27 protein-coding genes, 2 tRNA genes and 2 pseudogenes are annotated in these 26,550 nt (G+C 72.3%); 18 read left to right on the forward strand and 13 right to left on the reverse strand.

All coding sequences use genetic code 11. The annotated features are described in order from the left end of the window. Positions 1-70: 70 nt before the first annotated feature. The 4 genes from VGH76_RS05050 to VGH76_RS05065 form a co-directional block, all read right to left on the reverse strand. Positions 71-1,405, reverse strand: coding sequence for a glycosyltransferase (locus VGH76_RS05050; protein ID WP_331555524.1), 1,335 nt, complete (start codon positions 1,403-1,405; stop codon positions 71-73). 188 nt (positions 1,406-1,593) lie between these two features. Further along, positions 1,594-2,652, reverse strand: coding sequence for a glycosyltransferase (locus VGH76_RS05055; protein WP_331555525.1), 1,059 nt, complete (start codon positions 2,650-2,652; stop codon positions 1,594-1,596). Positions 2,653-2,703: 51 nt separating this feature from the next. Beyond that, positions 2,704-3,774, reverse strand: a complete 1,071-nt coding sequence (locus VGH76_RS05060; protein WP_331555526.1) for a glycosyltransferase family 9 protein — start codon at positions 3,772-3,774, stop codon at positions 2,704-2,706. Continuing rightward, entirely contained in the window at positions 3,771-4,331 is a 561-nt protein-coding gene (locus tag VGH76_RS05065; protein ID WP_331555527.1) for an HAD-IIIA family hydrolase, read from the reverse strand. The genes VGH76_RS05060 and VGH76_RS05065 overlap by 4 nt, the downstream gene beginning before the upstream one ends. Positions 4,332-4,628: 297 nt before the next feature. Here VGH76_RS05065 and VGH76_RS05070 point away from each other — a divergent pair, with 297 nt between their 5' ends. From VGH76_RS05070 to VGH76_RS05085, 4 genes are all read left to right on the forward strand, one after another. Further along, positions 4,629-5,006 (forward strand): ATP-binding protein, encoded by a 378-nt coding sequence (locus VGH76_RS05070; protein WP_331555528.1) that lies wholly within the window; start codon positions 4,629-4,631, stop codon positions 5,004-5,006. A gap of 191 nt (positions 5,007-5,197) precedes the next feature. Next, a complete protein-coding gene (locus VGH76_RS05075) occupies positions 5,198-5,938 on the forward strand; it encodes an RNA polymerase sigma factor SigF (protein ID WP_331555550.1) in 741 nt (246 codons plus the stop codon). Between the two features lie 133 nt (positions 5,939-6,071). Further along, positions 6,072-6,983, forward strand: coding sequence for a glycosyltransferase family 9 protein (locus tag VGH76_RS05080; RefSeq protein WP_331555529.1), 912 nt, complete (start codon positions 6,072-6,074; stop codon positions 6,981-6,983). Positions 6,984-7,050: 67 nt separating this feature from the next. Next, complete coding sequence (locus VGH76_RS05085) at positions 7,051-7,983, forward strand: DUF1206 domain-containing protein (RefSeq protein ID WP_331555530.1); 933 nt, start codon at positions 7,051-7,053, stop codon at positions 7,981-7,983. Between the two features lie 51 nt (positions 7,984-8,034). On the opposite strand, the gene ligD is transcribed toward VGH76_RS05085, so the two are convergent. After that, positions 8,035-8,982, reverse strand: coding sequence for a non-homologous end-joining DNA ligase (gene ligD / locus VGH76_RS05090; protein WP_414637671.1), 948 nt, complete (start codon positions 8,980-8,982; stop codon positions 8,035-8,037). Between the two features lie 141 nt (positions 8,983-9,123). Here ligD and VGH76_RS05095 point away from each other — a divergent pair, with 141 nt between their 5' ends. From VGH76_RS05095 to VGH76_RS05125, 7 genes are all read left to right on the forward strand, one after another. Continuing rightward, complete coding sequence (locus VGH76_RS05095; RefSeq protein ID WP_331555532.1) at positions 9,124-9,348, forward strand: hypothetical protein; 225 nt, start codon at positions 9,124-9,126, stop codon at positions 9,346-9,348. A gap of 45 nt (positions 9,349-9,393) precedes the next feature. Then, on the forward strand, positions 9,394-11,424 hold the full coding sequence (locus VGH76_RS05100) for an SDR family oxidoreductase (RefSeq protein ID WP_331555533.1): 2,031 nt from the start codon (positions 9,394-9,396) through the stop codon (positions 11,422-11,424). Further along, positions 11,421-13,049: an AMP-binding protein gene (locus tag VGH76_RS05105; protein WP_331555534.1), complete on the forward strand. Its 1,629-nt coding sequence runs from the start codon at positions 11,421-11,423 to the stop codon at positions 13,047-13,049. The genes VGH76_RS05100 and VGH76_RS05105 overlap by 4 nt, the downstream gene beginning before the upstream one ends. Positions 13,050-13,099: 50 nt before the next feature. Further along, positions 13,100-14,188, forward strand: coding sequence for an acyl-CoA dehydrogenase family protein (locus VGH76_RS05110; protein ID WP_331555535.1), 1,089 nt, complete (start codon positions 13,100-13,102; stop codon positions 14,186-14,188). Between the two features lie 44 nt (positions 14,189-14,232). Continuing rightward, complete coding sequence (gene orn, locus VGH76_RS05115; protein ID WP_331555536.1) at positions 14,233-14,919, forward strand: oligoribonuclease; 687 nt, start codon at positions 14,233-14,235, stop codon at positions 14,917-14,919. Between the two features lie 80 nt (positions 14,920-14,999). Next, positions 15,000-15,072, forward strand: a tRNA-His gene (locus VGH76_RS05120). Positions 15,073-15,143: 71 nt separating this feature from the next. After that, a tRNA-Lys gene (locus VGH76_RS05125) sits at positions 15,144-15,216 on the forward strand. Between the two features lie 281 nt (positions 15,217-15,497). On the opposite strand, the gene VGH76_RS05130 is transcribed toward VGH76_RS05125, so the two are convergent. The 3 genes from VGH76_RS05130 to VGH76_RS05140 form a co-directional block, all read right to left on the reverse strand. Then, a complete protein-coding gene (locus VGH76_RS05130; protein ID WP_331555537.1) occupies positions 15,498-17,804 on the reverse strand; it encodes a hypothetical protein in 2,307 nt (768 codons plus the stop codon). 16 nt (positions 17,805-17,820) lie between these two features. After that, on the reverse strand, positions 17,821-18,120 hold the full coding sequence (locus VGH76_RS05135; protein WP_331555538.1) for a hypothetical protein: 300 nt from the start codon (positions 18,118-18,120) through the stop codon (positions 17,821-17,823). 116 nt (positions 18,121-18,236) lie between these two features. Beyond that, complete coding sequence (locus VGH76_RS05140) at positions 18,237-18,566, reverse strand: GYD domain-containing protein (RefSeq protein WP_331555539.1); 330 nt, start codon at positions 18,564-18,566, stop codon at positions 18,237-18,239. Positions 18,567-18,998: 432 nt separating this feature from the next. Here VGH76_RS05140 and VGH76_RS27915 point away from each other — a divergent pair, with 432 nt between their 5' ends. The 3 genes and pseudogenes from VGH76_RS27915 (at position 18,999) to VGH76_RS05150 (ending at position 21,306) form a co-directional block, all read left to right on the forward strand. After that, the gene (locus VGH76_RS27915) at positions 18,999-19,202 is read left to right on the forward strand and encodes a transposase (RefSeq protein ID WP_414637672.1); all 204 of its coding nucleotides are present in this window, start codon (positions 18,999-19,001) and stop codon (positions 19,200-19,202) included. A 69-nt stretch (positions 19,203-19,271) separates the two neighbouring features. Further along, positions 19,272-19,847, forward strand: a pseudogene (locus VGH76_RS05145) (IS3 family transposase); the annotation flags it as partial. 50 nt (positions 19,848-19,897) lie between these two features. Beyond that, positions 19,898-21,306 (forward strand): annotated as a pseudogene (locus VGH76_RS05150) (IS30 family transposase). 164 nt (positions 21,307-21,470) lie between these two features. On the opposite strand, the gene VGH76_RS05155 reads toward VGH76_RS05150, so the two are convergent. Then, complete coding sequence (locus VGH76_RS05155; RefSeq protein WP_331555541.1) at positions 21,471-21,638, reverse strand: DUF6247 family protein; 168 nt, start codon at positions 21,636-21,638, stop codon at positions 21,471-21,473. Between the two features lie 62 nt (positions 21,639-21,700). On the opposite strand from VGH76_RS05155, the gene VGH76_RS05160 reads away from it, so the two are divergent. Then, the gene (locus VGH76_RS05160; RefSeq protein WP_331555542.1) at positions 21,701-22,018 is read left to right on the forward strand and encodes a DUF6092 family protein; all 318 of its coding nucleotides are present in this window, start codon (positions 21,701-21,703) and stop codon (positions 22,016-22,018) included. Next, entirely contained in the window at positions 22,015-22,578 is a 564-nt protein-coding gene (locus tag VGH76_RS05165; RefSeq protein ID WP_331555543.1) for a nitroreductase family protein, read from the forward strand. Before VGH76_RS05160 ends, VGH76_RS05165 begins: the two co-directional genes overlap by 4 nt. A 372-nt stretch (positions 22,579-22,950) precedes the next feature. On the opposite strand, the gene VGH76_RS05170 is transcribed toward VGH76_RS05165, so the two are convergent. From VGH76_RS05170 to gvpJ, 4 genes are all read right to left on the reverse strand, one after another. After that, a complete protein-coding gene (locus VGH76_RS05170) occupies positions 22,951-24,285 on the reverse strand; it encodes an MFS transporter (RefSeq protein ID WP_331555544.1) in 1,335 nt (444 codons plus the stop codon). A 30-nt stretch (positions 24,286-24,315) separates the two neighbouring features. After that, positions 24,316-24,456 (reverse strand): hypothetical protein, encoded by a 141-nt coding sequence (locus tag VGH76_RS05175; protein ID WP_331555545.1) that lies wholly within the window; start codon positions 24,454-24,456, stop codon positions 24,316-24,318. A gap of 28 nt (positions 24,457-24,484) precedes the next feature. Continuing rightward, complete coding sequence (locus tag VGH76_RS05180; RefSeq protein ID WP_331555546.1) at positions 24,485-24,760, reverse strand: urease subunit beta; 276 nt, start codon at positions 24,758-24,760, stop codon at positions 24,485-24,487. A gap of 172 nt (positions 24,761-24,932) precedes the next feature. Beyond that, the gene (gene gvpJ, locus VGH76_RS05185; RefSeq protein ID WP_331555547.1) at positions 24,933-25,334 is read right to left on the reverse strand and encodes a gas vesicle protein GvpJ; all 402 of its coding nucleotides are present in this window, start codon (positions 25,332-25,334) and stop codon (positions 24,933-24,935) included. Between the two features lie 169 nt (positions 25,335-25,503). Between gvpJ and VGH76_RS05190 the strand changes: the two genes are divergently transcribed. Beyond that, positions 25,504-25,968, forward strand: a complete 465-nt coding sequence (locus VGH76_RS05190) for a Chromate resistance protein ChrB (protein WP_414637673.1) — start codon at positions 25,504-25,506, stop codon at positions 25,966-25,968. After that, positions 25,965-26,396 carry a chromate resistance protein ChrB domain-containing protein gene (locus VGH76_RS05195; RefSeq protein ID WP_331555549.1) on the forward strand — a complete coding sequence of 144 codons (432 nt, stop codon included), beginning with the start codon at positions 25,965-25,967 and terminating at the stop codon, positions 26,394-26,396. The genes VGH76_RS05190 and VGH76_RS05195 overlap by 4 nt, the downstream gene beginning before the upstream one ends. Positions 26,397-26,550: the final 154 nt, after the last annotated feature.

A 26,550-nucleotide genomic window follows, 5' to 3' on the forward strand; every position in this document is an offset into this window, starting at 1 on the left:
GGGGCGGTGGTGGCCGGGGCCGCGGTGACGGCGGGCCGGCGCCCCATGCGGTCGGCCTGGGACGTCGGGCTCATGAGCGCACCCCCGTGAGGCCGGCCGCCGGGTCGGCGGTCACGGCCGCCGCGGCCCGCGCCGGGACGGCCAGCACATCGCGGTAGACCGCCGCGGTGGCCGCGGCGACCCGGTCCCAGCCGTAGTGGGCCTCGGCCCGGGCACGGCCGGCGCGGCCGAGGCGCGCGGCGCGGGCCGGGTCGGCGAGCAGCGCCCCGAGGGCGCGGGCGGCGGCGTCGGGGTCGCCGGGCGGGACGTGCAGGCCGGTGTGCCCGTCGACGACGGTGTCGGCGAGCCCACCGACCCTCGCGGCCACGACCGGGCGCCCGCAGGCCATCGCCTCGAGCGGGACGAGCCCGAACGGTTCGTACGCGGGCAGGCAGGCCACGACGTCGGCGGAGCGCAGCAGGTCGGGCATCCCGGCGGGGGTCACCCGGCCGACGAACCGGACCCGGTCGGCCACGCCCTCGGCGGCCGCGATCGCGCGCAGCCGGGCGACCTCGGCGTCCTCGTCGAGCGTGGCCGCGGTGGGGCCGCCGGCGACGATCAGCTCGGGTGGAGGCCCGGCGGCGGTGAGCCGCCCGAGGGCGCGGATGACGGTGTCGACGCCCTTGCGGGGCACCAGCCGCGAGACGGTGAGGATGCGCGGCAACGGCCCCGCGGGCTGCGGGCCCGGCGCGAAGTGGTCGACGTCGACGCCGCACGGCACCACATCGACCCCATCGGCGGACACGCCGAGCGCCACGAGCTCGGCGACCTCGTCGCGGCAGGTCGCGATCACCCGGTCGACGGAGGCGGCGAGGTCGCTCTCGCGCGCGACACGTTCGGGCGGGCTGGTGTCCTGCGCGCCCTGGTGGCGGCGCTTGACCGACCCGAGCGCGTGGAAGGTCTGGGTGACCGGCACCCCGGTCGCCCGCCCCGCCTCGAGGGCCGCGAGCCCGGACATCCAGAAGTGCGCGTGCGCCACGTCCGGGCGCTGGTCGCGCCACCGCCGCCGCAGGACCGCCGCGAACTCGCCCATGTGCTCGAGCAGGTCGTCCTTGCCCAGCTCGACCGCGGGGCCGGCCGGCACGTGGTCGACCACCACCCCGGGAGCCAGCGGGACCCGCTGCGGGGTGACCGGATCGGTCCGGCGGGTGTGCACCACGACCTCGTGGCCGGCGCGCCCGAGCGCCGTCGCGAGCGCGTGCACGTGCACGTTCTGCCCGCCGGCGTCGACGGCACCGATCCCGGCCGTGCCGGGGTGCCCGACGACGGCGCGGCGGGTGGCCGTCCCGGTGGTGGCTGCCGTCTCGGCGGGGTCGGCCGTGCACGCGAGCGGACTCGCGTGCTCGGAGATCATGGCGATCCGCATGCACAGTCCTCCTGCGGACGTGCGGGTGCGCGCAGACCTCCCCGACCCGCGACGGGTCGGCGGGTGCGCGCGTCGCACGATGGGTGGCGGTGGACCCGGGGCCGCGGGCTCGAGCTCCGGTCGCGAGGAACGAACGTCGTCCGGTGGGACGGGTCGGGGTCGGGCCCTCGTCGGTCCGACCGGGTCGTCTAGGAGGGGACGGCGACGCCCGGGGCCGCGGCTGTGGACCCGACGGGCGTGCGTGACGGGGTCGATCCGGCCACGTCGGCCAGGACCTCGTCCCAGTCCTGCAGGAAACGGGTGACCGACCAGCGCTCGAGCGCGATCTCCCGACCACGGGCGCCGTGAGCGCGGGCGAGGTCGTGGTCGGCGCGGTAGGTCGCGATGGCGTCGTGGAGCAGAGCGGGGTCGGTGGCGACGACGCCGGCGTCGTCCGGCACGGACACGGCCGCCTCGGCCGTTGCGAGACCCACCACGGGCATGCCGAGCATCATCGCCTCGATCAGGGCGAGCCCGAGCGAGGTCCAACGGATCGGGTGCAGGTAGAGGCGCCGGCGGGCCAGTTCGGCGTGCATCCGCGCCTGCGGCAGGTCGCCGACGACGCGGACACCGGGATGGTCGACGGCCTCGGGCAAACGCTCCGAGCCGATGCCGAACACGTCGAGCCCGACGGTGTCGGCGAACCCGGGCAGCAGGTCGGTCCCGGTGACGCGGTGGCGCCGCACGGGTTCGTTGACCACGACGGCGGCCCGGTCGAGCTCGCCGGTGTAGCGGTGCCCCGGGTCGAGGACGCCGTGCTCGACGACCCGTACCGGGGCCCGCCCGCAGTCCCACATGAGTGCGTTGAAATGGGTGACGTGGACGACGGGGATGTCGTCACGCTCGGCGAGCGGGTGCCGCGTGGCCGGAGCGTCGCCCCGGGGCGTGTTGTGCTCGACGAAGACCGCCGGGAGATCGATCCCGGGGCGCCGGCCGGTCCAGCGCTCGACCAGATCGATCTCCTCCGGGCGCTGCAGCACGACGACGTCGATCTCGTCGGCGGCCTCGGCGAGCTGCTGCGGTGACCGCTCCACGGCGACATCGGGCCAGGTCCACGCGGCCGGACGCCCGCCGCCCCACGGCCCGCCCTCGGGCAGGGTGGGCAGCAGGTACCGGTGCGCGCCCTGGACGAACGCCGTCGACCAGGACCCGTGCACGTGCCAGTGCAGCACCGTCAACGACGGCTGTGCGGCGGGGCTGGAGGTCACCGCCGAGAAATCCCTGCGAGAACGACCTGATAAACACTGGCCGGGGAACTACTACTCTCCGTGATCGGTGAGCCTCGCCACGGCCTCCACCACGGCCTCCGGCGGGACACCCGCGAGGCAGGGGTGTCCGGGGACCGGGCACTCCCGGGCCCGGGTCCCGCGGCACGCCGCCTGCTGGTCGCCGAGCAGGACGTGGGGCACGCCGTAGGGCGCCCAGCGCACGGGCGGCACCACGGGGGCGAAGAGCGAGACCACCGGCGTGCCCACCGCCGCCGCGAGATGCGCCGGGCCGGTGTTGCCCACCACCACAGCGTCGGCGCCACGCAGCACCTCGGCGAGCACGGCGAACGACGTGGCGCCGCCGAGGTCGATCCCGTCCTCCCCGGCGACCGCGGCAGTGAGCCCGGTCTCCCCGGGCGCGCCGGTGACGATGACGCGCTGCCCGGTGGCCCGCAGGGCGGCGACGCCCGCCGCGCACCGCCACGGCGGCCACGCCCGCGCCGGGACCGACGCCCCGGGGTGCAGCACCACGTAGCGCTGCCCGTCGCTCACCCCGTGCGCCGCCAGCAGCTCCCGGGCGGTGTCCGCGGACCCCGGCGGCGTCGTGACCCGCAGGCACCCGTCGTCGTCGGGACCCGGCTGGTGTCCGGCGCGGGCCGCGATCGCCAGGGCGCGCTCGGGCTCGGGGAGGTCGTCGGGCAGGTCGACGGTCGGGTCCTGCGCCGGGTCGCCCGGGCGGGCCCGGACGTCGAGCAGGCCGCCGGGGAAATCCACCGAGGCCCCGGCGGTCCGTCGCACCCCGGCCAGGCGCAGGACGAGCGCGGTCGGGAGCGGGGACTGGTGGAACGAGGTGAACACGACCGCCTCGTCGGCGGCCAGGGCCGCGAGCTCGGCCACCGTGGCGCCGACGGTCTCCGCCGTCACCGGCGGGGCGTCCCCGTCGACCCACCCGCAGTGCCACACCACCACCCGCGCGACGCCGGGCAGCAGCGCCGCCGCCTGCCGGCCACGCGGTCCCACGACGGCGATCACCTCGTGGCCGCCCGCGGCGAGGGCACGGATCGCGGGCCCGGTGAGCAGCACGTCACCGTCGGAGTCGAGGCGGACGGCGAAGATCCTCACGAGACGCCCAGCAGGTCGAGGGCCTCGAGGAGGTCACCGGCGACGAGCTCGGCGGCCGCCACCTCCTCCGGACGGGTCGCGGGTGTGGGGACGAGCACGCCCCGCGCCCCGGCGGCCCGGGCGGCCCCGAGGTCGGCGGCGATGTCCCCGACGACCGCGCAGTCACCCGGGTCGACGCCCAGCCGCCGCGCCGCGTCGAGGACCAGCCCGGGCGCCGGCTTGCGGCACGCGCAGCCGTCGGCCTCCCCGTGCGGGCACCACGCCCAGACCCCGATCGGCCCGACGAGCTCATCCAGGCGGCTGTTCACCGCTGCGACGTCGGCGGCGGTGAGCAGGCCACGGGCGACGCCGGACTGGTTGCTGACCACCCCGACCGGGATGCCCGCGCGCCGCAGCCGCGCCAGGGCCGGCCGGGCCGCGTCGACGGGGGCGACCATCGCCGGATCGCCGTTGTAGGGGACGTCGTGCATGAGGGTGCCGTCGCGGTCGAACAGAACCGCCGCCGGCGTTTCCCGGACACCTCCCCCTCGTGTCGGGGGGACCTCACCGCGGGGCACGGCGGGGAGGACACCACGGCCCGGGTCCTCCCCGCACGGCGGGCACGGGATCGCGCCGGGCCCCGGCCGGGTGCGGAACCGGTTTGTGGCCTGGGGCCCCGGGTACACGATCCGCGACCGAGCACGGCCGGGGAGCCCCCTGCCGCGGAGATCGACGCGCTCGACGGGTCCGGCAGCGGACGCCCGTGCGGCGCTGAATCCGACGAGGAGGTGCCCGTGGCGCGGCCTGACCCCCCTGTCACGAACGGCCCCGACCCCCGTGACCGCTCCCTGCCACCGGAGGACGTCGAGGTACGTGTGCCGGCCGTGCCGCGCGCCGTCATCACGATGCGCACCGTCGCGGCCGATCTCGCCGCCCGTGCCGAGTTCACCCTGGACGCGGTGGCGGACCTGCGGATGGCCGTCGACGAGGCCTGCTCGAGCCTCGTCGCGCTCGCTCGCCCCGACACGCGCCTGACCTGCAGCTTCATCGTCGGAGAGGACCACATCACGGTGACCGCATCCGTCCAGACGACCGGAGCGGAGCGGCTCGACACCGACTCCTTCGGTTGGCGCGTCCTCACGACGCTGGCCGACGACATGCGCATGCTCTCGGCCGCCCCCGGTGCCTCGGGCGACCCGTTCCGGCTCGCCCTGCGCCTGTCCGTGCAGCGTCTCGGGACCCCCCTTTCGTGACGGCCCACGACGTCGAACCGACGACGGAGACCACCAGCACCGAGGACGCGGCCGGCTCGAACGGCCGGCCGTCGAACGGCCAGGGCTCGAACGGCCAGACGAACGGCCAGTCGGCGAACGGCCAGTCTGCGAACGGCCTTTCGGCGAACGGCCAGGAACGGCGCGGCAGCCGCGGTGAGTACGACCACCTGATGCCCCTGCTCGCCGAGCACGCGGGCCTGCCCCAGGGCGACCCGCGCCGGGCGCGGCTGCGCGACGAGCTGGTGCGGGGCCACCTCCCCGTCGCTCAGCACATCGCGCGCCGCTTCTCCCGTCGCGGCGAGCCGGAGGAGGACCTCGAGCAGGTCGCCACCCTTGGGCTCATCAACGCCGTCGACCGCTACGACCCGGCGCGCGGTACCGACTTCCTGTCCTACGCGGTCCCGACGATCACCGGTGAGGTCCGCCGGCACTTCCGCGACCAGGCCTGGTCGATGCGGGTCCCGCGCCGGCTCAAGGACCTCAACGTCACGTTGTCCTCGGCGATGTCGCAGATGTCGCAGACCCTCGGCCGGGCGCCGACCGCGGCCGAGCTCGCGACGCACCTCAACCTGCCCAAGGAGGACGTCCTCGAGGCGCTGGAGGCCTCGAACGCCTACCGGTCGGGCTCGCTGGACGAGATGCTCGTCGACGACCCGGACTCGGGCACCGTCTCCGACCTGCTCGGCGAGGCCGACGCGGCGCTGGACAAGGTCGAGTACCAGCAGTCGCTGGCGCCGCTGCTCTCCCAGCTGGCGCCGCGCGAGCGCACGATCATCATGCTGCGGTTCTTCAAGAACATGACCCAGTCGCAGATCGCGGCCGAGGTCGGGATCTCGCAGATGCACGTCTCGCGCCTGCTCGCGAAGACCCTCGCCCAGCTGCGGGACGGCCTCGGGGAGAACGTCCGTTAGGCCTCCGGCCTCGTGCGTGTCCTATCGGCGTGCTGAATTGGATGTGCCCAGAGCACGGAAACGCACGCACACGTGCGGAGCACCAACCGCGCTCGTCCTGCGCGACCTCGGGCTCGGCGACCTCCTGGTCGCCGTGCCCGCGCTGCGGCTAATGCGCCGCGCGCTGCCCGAGCACCGGATCGTGCTGCTCGGGCCGGCGTGGGTCGGCGACGTCGCCGGCTTCCCCGTCGACGCCGTCGCCGACGACGCCGCCGCACCGGCGCCCGACGTCGTCGTCAACCTGCACGGCCGCGGGCCGCAGAGCCACGCCCGTCTCGACGCGCTCGCCCGCAGCCGCCCCGTCCGGCGGATCGGGCACGCGGCGCCGGGGTGGGACGGTCCGGCCTGGGTCGACGACCCCGAGCGCCCGGAACGCCGCCGCTGGTGCGACCTGCTCGCGACCTGCGGGCTGGTCGGCGACGACGAGGCCGCGGTGGCCGCCGACGACCTGCGCCTGCCCACTCCCGATGTCGGCGGAGCGTCGTTGCCGGCATCCGGTGGCAGGCGGGCCACCTCGTCGGCGGTCGTGATCCACCCCGGAGCGGCCTTCGGGTCGAAACGATGGCCCGTCGACCGGTTCGCAGCCGTGGCCGAAGCGCTCGCCGGCGACGGGCACCGGGTCGTCGTCACGGGCGGCCGCGACGAGTCCGCCCTCACCGCGGCGGTCGCGGCCGCGTCCGGCGGTCTCGACCTCGCGGGCCGCACCTCCCTCCTCGACCTCCTCGTGCTCGTGGCCGGAGCCCGGCTGGTGATCGCCGGCGACACCGGGATCGCCCACGTGGCGACGGCGTTCGGTATCCCCTCGGTGACCCTGTTCGGCCCCGTCGGACCCACGCAGTGGGGCCCGCCGGCCGACCCGCGCCACGTCGTCCTCACCGACGCCTCGGTCCGCCGCGGCGAGCGCTTCGCCGACGAGCCCGACCCGGCCCTGCTCGCCGTCACCGTCGACGACGTGCTCGGCTGCGCCCGCGTGCTCGTCGGCTCCTCACCCGACCGCCTCGGGTGAGTGATGCCTCACAGCTCACAGCGAGCCCATAGCGACAGATCGATCGGCGCGGGGTACCACTGTGACCATGAGCTCCGCGCCCGCGTCGTCCGCGCCCGGTGGGCCGGCGGGGACCGCGGAGGACGAGGAGCCGGGCTCCGGGGGCTTCGCCGTCGTCGACGCTCCCGCCAGGACCCACCCGTTTCGTCGCCGCCGTGCGCGGCCGAGCGACCGGGACGCCCCGCCGTGGGTCGAGGCCTTCGGCCGGGTCGGGCTCGTCGCGTACGGGCTGGTCCACCTCGGGATCGGGGTGCTCGCCGTCCGCATCTCCACCCTGGGCCAGCGCGAGGACCACGCCGACCCGCGCGGCGCCATCGAGCTGGTGGCGGCCGGCGGGGGCTTCCTCGGCCGGTGGCTGCTCGCCGCCGCGGCGCTCGCGCTGACCGCGTTCGCCGCCTGGCAGCTCCGCGCCGCCGCGGTGGGGTTCAACTGGGCCAAGCCCGAGGAGCGGTGGCGCAAGCGGCTCGGCGCGCTGGCGAAGGCCATCGGGGTCCTCTCGGTGGCCTACCTCGCCGCGGAGTTCGCGACGCGGCTGCAGGGCCGCCGCAACGGGTTCCGGTCGACGGTGGACGAGGTGTTCGCTCACCCGGCCGGGCGCTGGCTGGTGGCCGCGGTAGGGCTGTTCGCGATCGGCATGTTCCTCGCGATGACCTACACCGGGGTGCGCGCGACCTTCATGGGCGACCTGGTCCCCGAGAAGCTGCCCGGGTACCGGCGCGCGGTCGCCCTGGTCACCGGGTCGCTGGGGAACCTGACGCGGGCCGTCACCTTCGGCGCCGTCGGGGTGCTCACGACGATGGCGGCGTGGGAGGACATGCCGAACCGGATCGGCGGCGTCGACGTCGCGCTGCGGACCATCGCCGCCCACACCCTCGGCGCCACGATGTTCTGCGTGGCCGCGGTCGGGTTCGCGGCCTACTTCGTCTACTGCGTGATCGACGCGTACGCGCGGCACCCATAGGTGCGCTCCGCGCCTGTGAGCACTTTCCGGGGTTATGACCCCGGAAAGTGCTCACGAGCCGTCAGGCACCTCACGCACCACCTCGGCCGCGTCCTTGTCCTCGCGCAGCCCCTGGTAGCGGGGGTGGCGCAGCCGGCCGTCGGAGGTCCACTCGCTGAACCCCACCTGGCACACGACCTCGGGGCGGACGAAGTGCTGCCCGCGCTCGCGGGGCGCGTCGGAGAACGGCGAGGTGCCGACGGCGAGGGGGTCGAGCCGGGAGCGCAGCAGCTGGAGCGCCGCGTCGTCGAACCCGGTCCCGACCTTGCCCGCGTACTTCAACCCACCGTCGTCGTAGTAGCCGACCAGCAGCGCCCCCAGCACGTGCCGCGACCCCGACGGGTCGGTCCACCCGCCGATGACGAACTCCTGGTCCTTGACGCACTTGAGCTTGAGCCAGTCGCGGCTGCGGCCCGCGGCGTACGGCGCGTCGAGCCGTTTCGCGATCAGCCCCTCCCAGCCGTCGGCGCAGGCCTCGTCGCGCAGCGCCAGGGGGTCGCCGTCGAGGGTCGGCGAGTGCCGCAACGGGCCCTGCGTGCTTCCTTCCGGGCTGGCCCGGACCACCGTCTCGAGCAGCCCCCGCCGCGTCACCAGCGGCAGCCGGGTGACGTCGAGGTCGTCGAGCACGAGCAGGTCGAACAGGTGGCACTCGATCGCCACCCCGGTCGCCCGCGCCCGCGTCGGGTCCGAGAGGTGCATCCGCGCCTGCAACGACCCGAAGCGCCCGTCGGCGGCCACGATCTCGCCGTCGAGCACGAACCGGTCCGGCCCGGCCTCGTCGAGGGCCTCGACGACCTCGGGGTAGCTCGCGTCCGCCGGCTTCTGGTTGCGGCTCCACAACCGGGGCCGCTCGCCGCGCTCCCGGGTCGCGATGACGCGGACGCCGTCGTACTTGCGCTCGAAGCTCCAGCCCGCCGGCCCCGGCGGCGGGTCGGTCGGCTTGGTGAGCGTGGCGAGCATGGGCGCCCGGAACCCGGCGTCGGGGGCCCGGCGCAGGGCGCGGACCTGGTCCGGGGGCAGGTTGTCGAGGTCGAGCGGGGGCACGGCTGGTGTCTACCCACACCGTGCGACCGGCGCCACACCCCGGCAGGATGGACCGTCATGAGCGAGCAGGCGGACGGGAACCGGTCGGACCAGGACGCCGCCACCCGCGCGGAGAACCTCGAGCAGCGCTACGTCGGCGAGCACGAGCGCACCGAGGAACTGCTCGAGGGCCTCGACCCGGAGCAGCCCGACGGGCAGAAGACGACCGGCGACGTCGGGGCCGTCGCGCCGGGCACCGACGCCGAGGACCACGTCGAGTCCATGAGCCGCGACGACCCGTGAGGTCGACGTGGCGCGGCCGCGTGTGTCGTGCCACGATCCACCGCCATGCGCTACCTCGTTACCGGCGGTACCGGGTTCCTCGGGCGCGCCGTCCTCGCCCGTCTGCTCGCGCGCGACGACTGCGACGCGGTCTACGCGCTGGTCCGCCACGGGTCGGTGGACAAGCTGCGTCGCCGCACCCGGGACTTCGAGGGCGCGGACAAGCTCGTCACCGTCACCGGTGATCTGACCGCCGAGCGCCTCGGCCTCTCCGACGAGACGGTCGTCGACCTCGCGGGCCAGGTCGACGAGGTCCTGCACCTCGGCGCGATCTACGACGTCACCGCCGACGACGCCGCGAACCGCTCGGCCAACGTCGACGGCACCCGCCACGTCGTCGCCGTCACGGCCGAGATCGGCGCCCGCTGCCTGCACCACGTCTCGAGCGTCGCCGTCGCCGGCGAGCACGCCGGGGTGTTCACCGAGGACGACTTCGACCTCGGCCAGGAGTTCGGCAACCCGTACCACGAGACCAAGTTCGCCGCGGAGAAGATCGTCCGCGAGGAGTCGACGACGGCGTGGCGGGTCTACCGACCCGCGATCGTGGTCGGGGACTCGCAGACCGGCGAGATGGACAAGATCGACGGCCCGTACTACCTCATGGGCGCGATCAGCGCCCTGGGCCGGCTGCCGAGCCTGCCTTTCGGTTACAGCCTGCGGGTCCCGGCCCCGGAGCTCGGCGCGACCAACATCGTCCCGGTCGACTACGTGGCCGACGCGATGGTCCGACTGGTCCACACCCCCGACCTCGACGGGCGCGCGTTCCACCTGGTCAACCCGCGCCCGCAGCCGCTCTCCGAGATCTACAACGCGCTGGCTGGCGCGCTCGGCGCCCCGAAGCTGCTGTCGGTGCTGCCGACCCCGGTCGGCAAGGCCCTCACCCGCGCCGCCGAGCGGCTCGGCCACACGGACGCGGGTGGCTCGGCCCGCGACATCGCGCTCGCGGAGTTCGACATCCCGCCCGAGGTCCTGCCCCACCTGACGTTCCCCTGCGTCTACACCGCCGAGGCCACGGTCGAGGCCCTCGACGGCCTGACCCCGCCGGAGTTCGGCGATTACGCGCCGGTCCTCGTGCAGTACTGGCGCGAGCACCTCGACCCCAACCGCGCCCGCCGTCGTCGCCCGGGCCCGCCGCTGCTCGGCCGCCGCGTCGTGATCACCGGCGCTTCGAGCGGCATCGGCCGCGAGACCGCGATCAAGGTGGCCCGCAACGGCGGGGTGCCGCTGCTGGTCGCGCGGCGCACCGAGGAGCTCGAGGCGGTGAAGGCCGAGGTCGAGCGCGAGGGCGGGCAGGCGCACGTCTACTCGTGCGACATCACCGACGGCGAGTCGGTCGACGCGCTGGTCAAGGCCCTGCTCGCCGATCACGCCGGCCCCGACACCGGCATCGACATGCTGGTCAACAACGCCGGCCGCTCGATCCGCCGCTCGGTGAAGCTCGAGCTGGACCGATTCCACGACTTCGAGCGCACCATGGCGATCAACTACTTCGGGGCGCTGCGCCTGACGCTGGCCCTGCTGCCGCACATGATCGAGCGGCGCTTCGGCCACGTCGTCGACATCTCCTCGATCGGCGTGCAGACCGGTCCCCCGCGCTTCGCGGCCTACGTGGCCTCGAAGGCCGCCCTCGACGCGTGGGCCCGGATCGTCGCCACCGAGGTGATCGGCGACGGCGTCACCTTCACGACGATCCACATGCCCCTGGTCCGGACGCCGATGATCGCCCCCACGCGGATCTACGACGCGTTCCCGACGTCGAGCCCCGACGAGGCCGCGGACATGGTCATCCGGGCGCTGGTGGACCGCCCCAAGCACATCGGGACGGCGCTGGGCACGTTCGGCGCGGTCTCGGCCACCCTCGCGCCGCGGCTGGTCGACGTCGTCATGCACGTCGCCTACCGGGTCTTTCCCGAATCCTCGGCGGCTCGTGAGGGTACTGATGTGAAGACCCCCGGAGAGGACCGCGCCCTCGAGGCCGGCCCACTGTCCCGGGGCGCGCAGGCCTTTGCCCGACTGCTTCCGGGAGTGCACTGGTGAGGACGCCGTTCGGAACCCCGACCGAGCTCGCGACGGGGGTGCGCCTGCTCATCGAGTCCGGCGTCGTCGCCCCGATCCGACCCGACCGCGTGGTGCGGTTCCCGGTCGCGCTGTACCGCTACGGGTTCACCCCGACGACGGCGTTCGTCGTCGGCGCGTGGCGCCACCCCGACCGGCTCGCGATCATCGACGACCGCGGCACGCTGACCTTCGACGAGCTGCACACCCGCACCGACCGCCTCGCGCGGGCCCTCGCCGACCGCGGCGTCGGCCCGAACAGCCGCGTCGCGGTGCTGTGCCGCAACCACCGCGGCCCCATCGAGACCATCGTCGCAGCCTCGAAGATCGGCGCCGACGTCGTCCTGCTCAACACCGGGCTCTCGCCGCAGCAGATGGCCGCCGTCGCGCAGGAGCAGGAGATCACGACGATCGTCGTGGACTCCGATCTCGCCGACCGGCTCTCCGAGGTCGACGACTCGGTCAGGCAGATCGCGGGCTGGGTCGACGCCGGCGCCGGCTGCTGGGGCGACGACACGCTCGAGGGCCTCATCTCCGTGGACGGCTCCCAGCCCCTCCCGACGAGGCCCCCGACGGGGAAGACCATCGTCCTCACCTCCGGCACCACGGGGACGCCGAAGGGCGCCGAGCGCCCCTCACCCGCCGGGATCGGGCCGGTCAACGCGATCCTCTCCCGCATCCCGCTGACCGCGCGCGAGCCCGCGCTGGTCTCGGCGCCGCTGTTCCACACCTGGGGCTTCGCGGCGTTCCAGATCGGCTCGCTCATGGGCTCGACGCTGGTGCTGCGCCGGAAGTTCGACCCCGAGGACGCGCTGGCCCAGCTCGCGACCCACCGCTGCACGTCGATGTTCGCGGTGCCGGTGATGCTGCAGCGCATCCTCGAGCTCGGCGACGACGTCATCGCCCGCTACGACACCTCGGCGCTCAAGACCGTCACCGCCACCGGCTCGGCGATGCCCCCGCACAAGGTCAGCGAGTTCCTCGAGACCTTCGGCGACAAGCTCTACATGCTCTACGGCTCGACCGAGGTCTCCTGGGCCTCGATTGCGAAGCCCGAGGAGCTCCGTCAGGAGCCCGGGACGGCGGGGCGTCCGCCGGTCGGCACCACCGTCAAGATCCTCGGTGACGACGACCGGGAAGTCCCGACCGGCGAGACCGGCCGCATCTTCGTCGGGAACGACATGCTCTTCACCGGCTACACCGGCGGCCGCGGCGAGACCGAGGTCGTCGACGGGATGCTCGGCACCGGCGACCTCGGGCACTACGACGAGAACGGCTTGCTGTTCATCTCCGGCCGGGCCGACGACATGATCGTCTCCGGCGGGGAGAACATCCACGCCGGCGAGGTCGAGGGCCTGCTGACCGACATGGACGGGGTCAAGGAGGCCGCCGTCGTCGGGGTCGACGACGAGGAGTACGGCCAGCGCCTGGCGGCCTACCTCGTCCTCGAGGACGGCGCCTCGCTCGACGCCGACGCGGTCCGCGACCACGTCAAGAACCACCTCGCGCGCTTCGCCTCGCCGCGCGACGTCGAGTTCCTGGACTCGCTGCCCCGCAACCAGACCGGCAAGGTGGTGAAGTCCGAGCTCGGGTCGTCGTCCTCGTAGGGGCGTCCGACCGTCCCTTTCTTCCGCTCCCCCCGGAGAACCCTGAAACCATGGGCACTCACCCCGGCCTGACGACGGAGGCGGACCCCGTCGCCCTCGCCCGCGAGGTCACCGACATGCTGCTGGCCAACGCGGCGGACAGCGACCACCCCGCGATCGGGGTGCAGCGCAGCATTTTGCGCTGCCTGGCGGCCCAGGGGCTGTACAGCATCGCGGCGCCGGTCGACGACGGCGGCCTCGGGCACGGCGAGCGCGCGCTGTGCGAGGTCGAAGAGGTCCTCGCGGGCGCCGACGGCCCCACGTGGTTCGTCCTCACGCAGCACCGCATGCCCCAGGCGCTCACCGCCGGCTCGTCGTACCCGGCGGCCGACGAGTACCGCAGGGCGCTCGCCCGGGGCGACGAGCTGGGTGGGATCGCCGTCGCCCACCTCCGCCGTCCCGGTCCGCCCGCGGTGCGGGCGGTGCCCGACGGTCACGGGGGCTGGCGCTTCACCGGCCGCTCCGAGTGGTGCACCGGGTGGGGCCTGGTGGACCTCGTGCTCATCGCGGCGGTCACCGACACCGACGACGTGGTCTTCGCGCTGCTGCCGGCCCACGAACGGCGCGGGCTACGGGCCTCCGAGCCGTACTCGCTGGCGGTCATGGGCGGCACCCGCACGGTCGGCCTGGACTTCTCCGACATGCCGGTCGGGCGGGACGAGGTGGCCGCCGTCGTCGACAGCGAGGAGTGGCGGCGCCGCGACGCCGACACCGTCGTCGACACCAAGCCCGCGACCCTCGGCCTGCTGCGCCGCGTGATCGACGAGACGGTGCGGACGGGGCACGAGCGCGACCGCCCGGCCGCCCTCGAGGAGGCCCAGGCGCTGGCGGCGACGGCGTGGCCGCTGCGGGAGCGGGCGTACGAGCTGCGGTTCTCGGCGGACCGCGCCCGGTACATCGAGGAGCGGCTCTCGCTGCGGGGCCGGATCGCGGAGCTCACGGTGCGGGCGGCGGCCGGGCTCGTGGCGGCTCGGGGCGGGTCGGCGATGTACGCGTCGAGCCCGGAGCAGCGGTGGTGCCGCGAGGCGATGTTCCACCTCGTCCAGGCGCAGACCGACGACGTCCGGTCGGCGCAGCTGGCGGCGTTCTCGCACGCCTGAGCCGGGCCGCGCCGGGTTGGGCCGATCTCGTTAGGGTCGGGGTCGTGAACGGACGTCTGGTGTGGATCGACTGCGAGATGACGGGGCTCGACCTGGCGAACGACGCGCTCATCGAGATCGCGGCGCTCGTGACGGACGCTGACCTCGTGCCCCTCGGCGAGGGCGTCGACGTCGTCATCCACGCCACCGACGAGGCCCTGGCGAACATGCCCGAGGTCGTCGTCGACATGCACGCGAAGTCGGGCCTGACCGAGGAGGTGCGCGCCTCGACGGTGACGCTGGCCGAGGCCGAGAAGCTCGTCCTGGACTACGTCCGCGAGCACGTCCCCGACGCGCGCACCGCTCCGCTGTGCGGCAACTCGATCGCCACCGACCGGGGCGTCATCGCGCGGGACATGCCCGAGCTCGACGCCCACCTGCATTACCGCATGATCGACGTCAGCTCGATCAAGGAGCTGTGCCGGCGCTGGTACCCGCGCATCTACTACGCGCAGCCGGAGAAGGGCCTGGCCCACCGAGCCCTGGCCGACGCGCGGGAGTCGATCCGCGAGCTGGAGTACTACCGGCGGACAGCGTTCGTCCCGCTGCCCGGTCCGTCGACCGACGAGGCCCGGGCCGCGGCGTCCAACGTGCTGGCCGCCGACGCGGCGGGCGCGGGGGCGGCGGAGGCGCTCGAGGCGGGGCGGACCGGATCCGCGGGTGGACAGACCCCAGCCCCGGGTTCGGGCTGAGCCGCGGGACAACCCCATGGCGGACGACCCGCCCCGGGCTTGTATTCTTGGCGGGCCGCCGGGGAGACCGGGCGGCGATGGTGGGTGTAGCTCAGCTGGCAGAGCACTGGGTTGTGATCCCAGGTGTCGCGGGTTCAAGTCCCGTCACTCACCCGGACGGCAGGGGCACGAGAGGTACCCCCGCTGCCGGACCAGAAGATCGAGGTTGCTAACATTCTGGTCACGCGCCGTTAGCTCAATGGGCAGAGCAAGTGACTCTTAATCACTGGGTTCGGGGTTCGAGTCCCTGACGGCGCACTCTTTTCCGCTGGTCACAGCTCTACCGAGCGATCTTCGAAGTGACTCCCTTTACTTTCGGGGCACGCTTACCCATGAGGTTCGAGGACGGTGAACAGGTCGGTCAGGTCCCCGCTCCTACCCGCCGCGTACGACCACGCTCGTAGTCCGCGGCAAAGCCGGCCCGGTCCTCGGGGAGCAGCCCAGCGGGCATCGCGGCCGAAGAGGCCCCTTGCGCAGCGGGTGCCCGCTGGGCCCGCTAATTGTCCACGGAGCACATCGCCGGCACGAACCCCGACAAACTAGCTTCTCTGAAGCGGGATCCAGCGGAGGGTGGTGTTCACTGTGCCGCTGACGTTGTAGGCGGGCTGGTAGGTACTGCCGGCGCTCACCGGGACCGTGACGGTGCTGTAGGCCAGCCAGTTGTCCTCGTTGTCTGAGCGATGCTGGTGCACAGCGGTCCGGCCCACCAGAGACGTCGGGGAACCGGCAGGTGACGATGGCTCGATGGCGAGTTCGAGCGTTGCCCATCCGCCTTGGGGCGCGGCGAGCACACCGACCAGGAAGCCGTCGTCGTCGGCCGTGTAGACGGTTCCCTGATCGACGCGGCGCGCTTCGGCCGGACCGAGACGCAAACCACCGCTCAGTGGCACGAACTCGGAGGTCGTGGCGAAGTCGGACGAGGCCCCAGCGGTGATCTGGAGCGTGCGGGTGAGCTCCTCGCCCGCACGCACGGGCACACAGAAACTACCGGTGTAATAGTAGTTGTCGTTCGGCGGGTAGTAGTGCACCGCCAGAGCCGCGAGAGGACTCGTGGACGGCCCGGTCAGGGTGAGGTAGGCGCGGGCTGCCATAGCGGTCTCCATCGTGCAGACCAGGAACCCATCGGACTCGATTGTTTCGACCGACTTCGTGTTGGTCCCGCCGGCGACGAATGCGGCGCGTCGTGGCCCGAGATACGTTTCGCCCTCGAGCGGTCCGAGAGGAATGAAGGCCAGGTCAGACCTGGGTCGTGGTGAGTCGGGGTGTGGGGCGATGCCTTCCTCGTCGAGGTGGACGTTCGCGCGTTCCGACCGGCGCAGCGGCAGCAGCAGGCTGGCGTACTTGCCGCCCTTGTTGTTACCGCTCCACTGGTGTGCGGAGGCGGCGCCGCCGGGCGCGCGAGGGTCGGCGGTGTCGTCGACGTAGGCGAGCAGCGCCCCGCGGGGACCGTCGGCCTTCGTCTGTAGCACGGTCCCGCGCTGATCGACCGCCACATCGGCGGCCAGGGTGCCCAGCAGGAAGCCGTCCTGGGTCACCCTGTGGACTCGATCGTGGTCCCAGTCAATCGGCTCGCCGATCAGGTCGAAGGCGATGGCGCGGACTTGACGGGCGAGCTCGGGAGGAAGGAGGTCCACGGTCTGGAGCGCTCGTCCGTTGCCCTCGTCGCGGATCACGGCCCAGTTCTTGAAGTCCTTGACCGATTGTTCCCACGCCTCCCGGTGCTCGATGAGCGAGGCGTCGCCACCGCGCACCTCGAGGGCAGTGTCGTCGGCCAGCTTCTGCGTCGTGTTGGTCTCCGAGCTTCCCGAACCGAACGAGCCACCGACCTCGGCGCTGGCCCTCCCGAACTTCACCCCGATCGTGGCCCTGATCGACTGCTCGGCCTGCGAGGTGGTCTCGTCCACCGACGACGCACGCGTCCGTTGGAAGTACAGCTCGCCGCCGATGGTGACCCTTCGCGGGATCGCGTGGCCGAACTCGACGAAAACCCGTCCGAGCGCGGTGCGAGGATCATCGGCCTTCAACGCCGCGGTGACGGCGTCGACGAACACAGGGTTCACGATGGTGCACCGGTCCAGCCGCAAGGTGGCCCGCGGGAACCACCAGCTACCGGTCATGTAGAGCGTCTCGGTCTTGTGGACGCTGGTCTTGCGCCAGGACTCCTCCCGGGCGAACGACGCCGAGGCGAACAGGTAGCTCGCGGTGGCGGTCTGGGTGTTGAACCCGGTCTTGACATACGTCGCGCTCGACGCATCGAATACGACGCTAGTGCTGATCTCGGCCCGCCCCACCTGGGATTTCACGAACGGCGGATTCTCCGGAGAGATCATCCACAGCAGCACGGGCGAGTTCGCCTGGGCCGGCTCGTGATCGGACATGTCCCACCCGACGAGCAGGTCGTTGCGACGTGCGACGACCAGCCAGTCATCGGCCGTGAGACTGGTGGGGTCGATGATCGCGGTCTTCTCGGCCGAGGTGTCGACGCTGTCGGGGAAGGTGAAAGTCGTGCCGTCGGGCAACTCCGCCTCCGGGCGGGACAGGTCCACCGGAGTCTTCGGCGGCAGAGCCGGCGCCTTGAGCGCCGCCGCCCGCTGGTCCTTCAGCGCCCGTGCCAGGCGCGCGGCCACGCCACCAGGCACGGTCTTGGCCTTGGCGTACCTCGTGAACACCTCATCACTGAGGTCGTCGAGCTCGGTGTAGCCGTCGTCGAAGAACTTCTGCTTGTACTGCTCGGCCTTGTTCTTCACCAGCCAGGCCGTGACCAAAGTCGTGTCGATCGTATCCGGCATTTCGAAGATCCCTTCCGAAGGATCGGAGCCGCCTCGGTCCACCTCGGGGTCAGGCATTCGGACCGGGGCTCCGCTATGGGCGGGCCGCTGCCGTGTTCGGGAGGACGGCGATCGGTGTGTTGGTGGCAGCGACGGCGAGCCATGCGTTGTTGGCGCGCACGATGGTGAAGACCAGGACCGTGCGGCCAGGCGGCAAACTGTCGGGCGGGGCGTCGGGACGGGGTGTGCGCACGCTGGTGACGTGTGCGATGACCAGGTCGTCGCGCAAGGCGATGATCACCAGGTCCTCCGGAGTGACCGTGCTGGCTTTGAGGGGGCCGGCGAGCGCCCGACGGTGCCCGTTGACGATGCCGTCCCGGTCGAGCATGCGCATGCCGGCCCACCTCACGCCGCGGGCTGCCCGCCACGTCAACGACCGGACGCTCCCCGACGCGCCCCGATCTGAAGGCGTGCCTCCGATGTCCTGAGGTATCCAGCGTGCATGGCGAGTCAGCGGGGGGCTCGGTAGGCCTCTGTCACCTTGGAGGCATCGCGCAGCGCGCCCAGACCATCCTCGACGCTGATCAACGGGGTGGTCTTCAGGGACCGCAACGCTCCCCCCGCTGAGGTAGCGATCGACCAAGCGGCCACCGCGGCGTCGTTGGGGAACTCGACAATCGCGATGAGATCGTGCTCGCCGAACGCGTAGAAGACACTGTTGAGTCGGCCACCGAGAGCTTCCGCGGCCGGACCGACCCGCTCGCGCACGTCCTGCTGGCTCTTTATCTGTGCCGCCCAGCTCTCGGGCGTGTAGCCAACCTGGGTGAGGTAGAACGGCATCACCAACTCCTTCCGTTTCGGGGAGACACCACTACGGCTCGAGTCGACCACTAGCTCGTGATCACACATGGTGACAGGTGACCTGGAGGCCAGGCGAGCCCGTTAGCTCAGATGGTCTAGCGCGATTACGCGGTGGCACGGAACTCACGTTGCCGGGGCCCGACCGTCCTCTTGGGCGTGCTGCCGCCGTGACCCTCGAACGACGACGTGCCGTCGCGGCGACCACTTTCCTCGCCGGATCGTCAGGGCGCCGCAAGGGCTCTCTGCCACTCCCGTGACGCGGTCAAGCTCAGTCACCGTCGAACCCCACCACCGCCACCTGACCCCAGCCAGACCCAGCCCCTCACCCCGCGGAACTACCCCTCTTCGCGGGGTGAGGTTGGCCCCTGAGGCCGGACACGTCATCTGAGGTGGACCCGGTCGCCAGGGATGATGTCGTTCGTGCCCGCACCTCACCCGCCGGAGTTCCGGCGCCGTGCCGTGGACCTCGCTCGTGCTGGCGAGCAGGCGGTCGCTGTGATCGCGAAGGACCTGAACATCTCCGAGTCGTGCTTGCGGAACTGGATGGCCCCAGCCGACGCCGACGAAGGCAAAGACACCGCGATTGAACAGCAACGGGCGCGCCGAGCTCGCTGAGCTGCGAAAGAAGTCGAAGCGTCTCGAGGTCGAGAACGAGATCCTCAAGCGGGCCGCCGCCTATTTCGCGCGGGAGAACGTCCTCCCAAAGTAGTCTTCCCGCTGGTCCGTGAACTCGCCGACGACGGTTTCGACGTCGCGGTTACCTGCCGGGTTCTTGGCGTCCGCCGCCAGGGTTACTACGAATTTATCGCCGGGGTGAAGTCTGCCCGGGTCCAGGAGAACGAGTTGCTGCTCAAGCACATCGAGAAGATTCACGAGGAGTCCCGCGGCACCTACGGGTGGCCGCGAGTGCACGCCGAGCTGACCCTCGAGTTCGGGCTGGCGGTCAACCACAAGCGGGTGGCCCGGTTGATGCGCGAGGCCGGCATCCACGGCCTCTACCGGCGTCGACGCCGCGGCCGCACCGTCCGCGACCGGTCCGCCGACCCCTACCCCGACCTGGTCGCCCGCCAGTTCACTGTCGATGAGCCCGACCGGCTGTGGGTCACCGACATAACCGAACATCCCACCGACGAGGGAAAACTCTACTGCGCGGCAGTCCTCGACGCCTATTCACGCCGGATCGTGGGATGGTCGATCGATGACAACATGCGCACTGAGTCCCGGCGGCGAGCAGTCGCTGCCCGAACGCCCAGGACGTGAATTGACAAGCCTCAACCGGTCGTCGCAACCCCTCGGCAGAGAGGTGTGGAATGGGACGAGAACCAGGTTGGGGCGCGGTGGCGACGGGCCGGCCCGCGATGCAGTCCCCCGGGCGCCCACCGCGCGCCCGCGGCGAGCACCATCGGGTGTTCTGGTTGGCGATCGCCCGCGGCGCGAAAAGTACCGACGCCGCCGTCGAAGCCGGCGTGTCGCCGGTCCTGGGGACCCGCTGGTTCCGCGAACGTGGCGGAGTGACTCCTCGATCGATCTACGCTACGGACTCGGGCCGGTATTTGTCGTTCGCCGAGCGCGAGCAGATCGCGCTGTGGCGCGCCCAGAAAGTCAGTCGCCGCGAAATCGCGCGGCGGCTGGGTCGCTCGGCCTCGACGATTTCCCGCGAGGTGCGCCGCAACGCGTCCACTCGCGGTGGAACGTTGACCTATCGGGCGACGGTGGCGCAATGGCACCGCGACCGCCGCGCGGCCCGCCCGAAAACTCCGAAGCTGGCCCGGAATACGCGGTTGCGCCGCTACGTGCAGGAACGATTGTCGGGGAAAGTCACCACCGAGCGCGGCGCGACCGTCGAAGGTCCTCCCGTGCCAGTCACCGGGCGCAACCCCTCCCGGCGCGCCGACCGCCGGTGGGGCCAGGCCTGGAGCCCGCAGCAGATCTCGGCGCGGCTGCGGATCGATCACCCGGACGACCCGACGATGCGGATCTCCCACGAGGCCGTCTACCAGGGAATCTACATCAAGCACCGCGGCGGGCTGGCGCCCGAGGCGCACACCTGCCTGCGGACCGGGCGCGCGCTGCGGGTGCCGCGAGCGCGCACCCGCCGCGAACGCCGCAACCACCGCGGGTTCATCACCCCCGAGGTCACCCTCGAACGCCGCCCGGTCGAGGTCAACGAGCGCACCCAGCCCGGGCACTGGGAAGGGGACCTGGTCATCGGGCTGAACCGTTCCGCGATCGGAACTTTGGTCGAACGCGTGACCCGATTCACGATCCTTCTCCCGCTGCCCCGCATGGAAGGCTATGGCACCCAGCCCCGCATAAGGAATGGTGCTCCGCTGGCCGGTCACGGCGCAGAAGCGGTCAAGAACGCCATCATCGAAGCCAGCCGGTTCTTACCCGAGAAGCTGCGGCGGACCCTGACATGGGACCGGGGCACCGAAATGGCCGAGCACGTCGACATCACCCGTGTCACCGGCCTGGCCGTCTACTTCTGTGACCCGCACAGCCCCTGGCAGCGTGGAACGAACGAGAACACCAACGGCCTGCTGCGGCAGTACTTCCCCAAGGGCACTGACGTGTCCCGGTACCGAGCCGACGAAGTCGCCGCGGTCGCTCATACCCTCAACACGCGACCACGCCAGACACTCGATTGGAGAACCCCAACCGAAGCCCTCCACGAAGTGATATATTCACGCCACTGAACGGTGTTGCGACGACCGGTTGATTCCGCCTTGCGAACCGTGGTCCGAGTGCATGATCGTCGCCCCATTCTCCGGGCGGCGCCGGGTGATCGCCATGCCGAGAGCGTCGGTGACCGAAGCCCACCACACCGCCCCCAACCAAGATCACTGACCCCACACCGTCGGTGTCCGGCTCTGGGGGCCAACCTCAGGGTGCTTCGACGGTGAAGAGCTCATTCAGATCGCGGCTGGTGCCCGCCCGGGTCAGCGCCTGCTCGTAGTCGGCATCGAAGTCCGCCTGGTCCTCGGGCAGCAGCGCTGACCTGCTGCCTCGGGCGGAGGTGCCGACGGCTCGGACGGTTCGGGTGATGAACATCCGCGCGGCCGTGGTCGCGGGTTGATGGACCCGTTCCACAAACGACCGCAAGGATGGACACCGTGGCTTCTCCCTGGGTGCTTGACGAGGACGACGCGTTGGAGTTGCTCGCCTACCTGACCACCGCAGCACGGACCCAGGTCGACGAGGCCGCCGAGTACGGCCCGATGCGGTTGCTGACCGCGGCGCACCGGCTCGCCGAGGTCATGACCTCGCGTGCCTCTCCCGAGACGGCCGAGGTCCTGGAGGGACAGTTGGCGCGCATGCCGCTGCTGGCCGTGCCTCGCGACGAGCGCAGCTCCTACGTCGAGGAGCTCGACGGGGTGTGCCGCGAGCTCGCCGCCCATCTGGTCGGGCGGTACGGGCCGGGCGTGTCGTGACCGACCCCGTCCTGGACGCCATCCGCCGCCGGCGGGTCGTGCGGGCGATGTCCGACGAGCCGATCCCGCGGGAGCGGGTGGAGCGCATTCTCGAGGCGGCGCGGTGGGCGCCGACCGCGGGGAATCGCCACCTCCAGCGATTCGTGGCCACCACCCATCCCGGTGTGCTCCGGGTACTACGGATGGTCTCGCCCGGGATGATCCAGCACCCCACCGCGGCGATCACGATCTGCGTGGACCGGGCGCTCGCGCAGAGGTACGGCTTCCCCTCCGACGCCCGCGGTCCCTCCGTCGACGTCGGCACGGCCATGGCGACGATGCTGCTCGCCGCCCACGCCCTGGACATCGGAGCGGGCCCGGTCAGCTCGTTCAGTCGAGCCGCGGTCAGCGTCGTCCTCTCGCTCCCCGAAGGCTGGAGCCCCGAGATGATCGTGTGTCTGGGTCGTCCCGCGCCCACGCAGCTCGCGCCCATGGTGTCCACCCGGCACCTCGGGTGGCGTGACCTCACTCGGTGGGTTCCGGATCGCCCTCCGGAGGCCCCTGCTCAGGTGGAGGAATGAAATCCCTCCTGCCCGCTCTGCTCCGCCCACGGGCCCTGATCGCGCGGGTCCTGATGAGTCGGCTTCACGACAGCGCGGGCCGCGGGTCTACCCGAACGGTCGGACGGGTGGATCTCGTTCACGTGCGGGCGGTCCGTGTGGATCGCTGGAATGGGACGGCTCGTGGGACGAACAAGGGCTGTCAGAGGCCCTCAGGAGACTTCGGCGCGCCCCTCTCGCCTCTCACGGACAGGCAAGATCATCACCCTCGGCACACGCTCTGTCCGGGGCCCCGGCGGTGCAGACCGGCGACGAACACGGCGGCCGGTGCAGAGGACCTCGGACCGGACGGGTCCCTGGTTCTCACGAACGGCCCGGCGCCTGACGTCATGGTCAGGGTGACGGCTCACCGGCGCCGGCGGCGGGGGCCGGCGAGACAGATGGTTCCGCCGTCATCGCCGCGGCCAGCTCCTCGTCCTCTCGTGGATCGTGGTCGCGCCCGATGGCCAGGCCGACGGCCGACAAGACGCACGCGACGGCGACGTAGGACGCTGCCGCGGTCCAGCCGAAACTGGCCTGGAACTGCGTCAACAGCAGCGGAGCGAGCGCGCCGCCGACGACACCGGCGACCGTGTAGCCCAGCGACGAACCGGTGGCGCGCAGCCGCGGGGAGAACTGCTCGGTGATGAACGCGGCCTGCGGGCCGTAGGCGGCCGCGTGCAGGACGAGGCCGACCACGACGCCGAGCACCAGCAGTGCGAACGACCTCGAGGAGATCGTCGGGAACAGCACGAACACCCACACCCCCGCGCCCAGCACGGCGACGACGGAGAGCGCGCGCCGGTTCCACCTGTCCGACAGCGCCCCGAACGCGGGGACGAGCCCGAGCTGGAGCGCCGAGCCGATCAGCACCGCGGAGAGCACCTCGGCGCGTGAGAACCCGGCGGCCCGGGTCGCATAGGTCAGGACGTAGACGGTGAGCAGCGAGTAGGCCACGTCGGGCCCCAGGCGCGAGAGGATCACGGCGACGAGCGCGCGGGGCTGGGTCCGCACGACCTCCCCGATCGGGTGCGCCGGCGTCGAGCCGGAGGCCTGCAGCGCGCGGAATACCGGGGTGTCCTCGAGCCGCAGCCGGATCCACAGACCGAACGCCACGAGCACCGCCGAGAGCAGGAACGCCACCCGCCAGCCCCACGCGAGCAGCTGGTCCGAGGTGAGCGCGGCGGCCAGGACAGCGAAGACGCCGTTGGCGAGCAGGTTGCCCGCGGGCGGGCCGATCTGGGCCGCCGAGGACCAGAAGCCGCGCCGGCGGGGGTCACCGAACTCCCCGGAGAGCAGCACTGCGCTCCCCCACTCGCCCCCCACGCCGACGCCTTGGGCGAAGCGCAGCAGCACGAGCACGATCGGCGCGCTGACCCCGATCGTGGCGTAGCTCGGCAGCAGTCCGATCAGCAGCGTGGCAAGACCGATGAGCAGCAGCGTGATCACGAGGACACGCTTGCGCCCGACCGTGTCCCCGAGCCGCCCGAACACGAATCCGCCGACCGGCCGGGAGACGTACCCGACCGCGAAGGTCGTGAACGCGAGCAACAGTCCGGTCACCGGGTCGTTGCCGGGGAAGAAGAGCTGCGGGAACACCAGCGCCGACGCCGTGCCGTAGACGGCGAAGTCGTAGTACTCCAGCGATGTCCCCGACAGCGACGCGACGAAAGCCCTGCTCCTATCCACGTGGTTTCGAGTGCCCGAGGGTGGCGAAGATCACACATGTGATTCTGAGGTGTTCGTGTCCTCGCCGACGACACCGAGCCTGGCGAGGAGATGCTCGGGGGAGAGACGGACCCGGTCACCGGTGGTCGGCCCGTAGAGCCGGGCGTACTCGGCGCGGTCCAGGGCGGTCACCGGGGTGCACCGCCGAGCCGGACCGCGGTCACCGCCCGCGTCGCCCGCCCTCCACCCGGAGGGCCGTGCCGGCAGCGATGTCGAGGCGCAGGTGCGCGGGATCGGGCCCGTCGTCGACCGCGACCCGCAGAGGGCGGTTCAACCGGTCGAGCGGGACGTGCGAGGTGACCCAGACCGCCTGGTCGCCGTCGTTGCGCAGGACGACCCCGCAGCGAGGCCGGCCCGGGGCGAGGTCGATCGTCCCGGCGGCGGGGCGGACAGCCCCCGGACCGTCTGGTGTGGATGGTCCGAACGGCCCGTCCACGTGCACTCTCCTGCTCACGCGGGTGAGGTGAACGGCGTCCTCCCGGTGCGGTGCTGTCGGCGGCATCGATCGTGAGCGCTTCAGCGTGGCGCGCCGTCGTGCCGCGAGGAAGGGCCCGGCTCCCCCGAGGCCGTGGCGGCCGGCTGCGTGTGCGGCTCGGAGGACATCCCGCTCAGCGGCGGCGCCTCGTCGAGCGGGGCTGCTGATCCCGCCCGCGGATCTCGTCCCACTTCTCCTTGCCGGCCTCGAGGACGCCGCTGGTCTTGGTCTTCGCGGCCCGGTAGGTCGCGCCCTCTGCGGCCGCGCGCCCGCCGCTGCCCAGGAGGTCCGGGAGTCCCTTCCCGCCCTTGGCGTGCAGGTCGAGTCGGTTGGTGGCCTCGGCGAACCGCAGGTAGGTATCCACGCTGGCCACCACGATCCGGGCATCGATGGTGAGGATCTCGATCCCGACCACGGAGACCTTGACGAACGCGTCGATGACCAGCCCCTTGTCGAGGACGAGGTCGAGGACCTCGGCCAGGCCGCCCTGGGGGGATCGCTGAACACCGCCTCCGCCCGATCGAGCCACCGTCACGGTCGCCACCTCCGACCCGTCGAGGGGACCCGCCGTCGACGGCGAGGCCCTCTCAGCATCGCGGGACGGTCAAGACGGCCGAGGGGCGTATACGAGCGCGCCGCGTGACCATCCGGCTCCCTCCTGCGGACGAGCGCCGGTGGCCGGGGCGAGGGGTGACGCGGCGGGAATGTGGGTGCCGCTGACCTATCGGATGCCCCGCGAGCCCTCGACCGCGCGGGTGGCGTTGTGGCGCAAGCTCAAGCGCCTCGGGGTGGCCCAGCTCGCCGATGGGGTGGTGGCACTGCCCGCGGACGCTCGAACTCGGGAGCACCTGGAATGGCTTGCCGACGAGGTCATCGACGGCGGCGGCAGCGCCCTTGTCTGGGACGCCACCCCAGGTGGTCACGACGCCGAGCGCGACCTGGCGGCGACCATGCGCCAGGCCAGGGCGGCTGAGTACCGCGCGGTGGCCGACCAGGCCGGTTCAGCGAGTCATGACGACGAGAGCGGCCGGCAGCGCACCGCGCGGCGACTGCGCGGCGAGCTGCGCAAGATCAGCCGCCGCGACTACTTCCCCCCGCCAGAGCGCGCCGACGCCCGAAGCGCCGTCGACGAGCTCGCCGCCGACGAGCCCGAGGAGGCAAGCCGATGAAGTGGGCGACACGAGCGCACATGCACATCGACTCGGTGGCCTGCGCCTGCCTGATCCGCCGCGTCGTCGATGCCGAGGCCCGATTCGTGTTCGTCACCGATCCCGCCGAGGTGCCCGCCGACGCCACCGCGTTCGACATGCGCGGCGTCGAGCTCTCCCATCACGACGGCGGCTGCAGCTTCGAGACCATCCTGCGCCGCTACGACATCACCGACCCGGTGCTGTGGCGCATCGCCGAGCTCGTCCACGAAGCAGACCTCGACGATGAACGTTTCGATGCTCCCGAGGCGCCCGGCGTGGACGTGATCGTGCGCGCGCTCGGGATGGTCTGCGACGACGAGACGCTCCTACGTCACACCGGCCCGCTCTTCGACGGGCTCTACGAGTACTACCGCCGCGCCACCTTGCTGGGCAGAGAACCCGCCTGACCGCGCCGCATCACCGCCGCACCCGAGCTCGATCCCCGCGACGATTCCCAAGACCCCACGGGTGAGGACCGCTCATGCCGACCAATCCCTCCGGTGATGGGGTGTCGCCACTTCGGTGGGCAAGATCGTGATGGGAATCGAAGTGCTCGCGGCG

Source organism: Actinomycetospora sp., assembly GCF_036497585.1.
Lineage (GTDB): Bacteria > Actinomycetota > Actinomycetes > Mycobacteriales > Pseudonocardiaceae > Actinomycetospora.

What these genes read in the sequence shown, in the direction of transcription:
- VGH76_RS05155 (WP_331555541.1), bottom strand. Translation starts at nt 21,638, where the DNA reads ATGTTCATCACCCGAACCGTCCGAGCCGTCGGCACCTCCGCCCGAGGC.
- VGH76_RS05100 (WP_331555533.1), top strand. Translation starts at nt 9,394, where the DNA reads ATGCGCTACCTCGTTACCGGCGGTACCGGGTTCCTCGGGCGCGCCGTC.
- VGH76_RS05095 (WP_331555532.1), top strand. Translation starts at nt 9,124, where the DNA reads ATGAGCGAGCAGGCGGACGGGAACCGGTCGGACCAGGACGCCGCCACC.
- VGH76_RS05140 (WP_331555539.1), bottom strand. Translation starts at nt 18,566, where the DNA reads ATGCCGTTCTACCTCACCCAGGTTGGCTACACGCCCGAGAGCTGGGCG.
- VGH76_RS05135 (WP_331555538.1), bottom strand. Translation starts at nt 18,120, where the DNA reads ATGCGCATGCTCGACCGGGACGGCATCGTCAACGGGCACCGTCGGGCG.
- VGH76_RS05110 (WP_331555535.1), top strand. Translation starts at nt 13,100, where the DNA reads ATGGGCACTCACCCCGGCCTGACGACGGAGGCGGACCCCGTCGCCCTC.
- VGH76_RS05075 (WP_331555550.1), top strand. Translation starts at nt 5,198, where the DNA reads ATGCCCCTGCTCGCCGAGCACGCGGGCCTGCCCCAGGGCGACCCGCGC.
- ligD (WP_414637671.1), bottom strand. Translation starts at nt 8,982, where the DNA reads ATGCTCGCCACGCTCACCAAGCCGACCGACCCGCCGCCGGGGCCGGCG.
- VGH76_RS05085 (WP_331555530.1), top strand. Translation starts at nt 7,051, where the DNA reads ATGAGCTCCGCGCCCGCGTCGTCCGCGCCCGGTGGGCCGGCGGGGACC.
- VGH76_RS27915 (WP_414637672.1), top strand. Translation starts at nt 18,999, where the DNA reads ATGTCGTTCGTGCCCGCACCTCACCCGCCGGAGTTCCGGCGCCGTGCC.
- VGH76_RS05190 (WP_414637673.1), top strand. Translation starts at nt 25,504, where the DNA reads ATGTGGGTGCCGCTGACCTATCGGATGCCCCGCGAGCCCTCGACCGCG.
- VGH76_RS05050 (WP_331555524.1), bottom strand. Translation starts at nt 1,405, where the DNA reads ATGCGGATCGCCATGATCTCCGAGCACGCGAGTCCGCTCGCGTGCACG.
- VGH76_RS05130 (WP_331555537.1), bottom strand. Translation starts at nt 17,804, where the DNA reads ATGCCTGACCCCGAGGTGGACCGAGGCGGCTCCGATCCTTCGGAAGGG.
- VGH76_RS05195 (WP_331555549.1), top strand. Translation starts at nt 25,965, where the DNA reads ATGAAGTGGGCGACACGAGCGCACATGCACATCGACTCGGTGGCCTGC.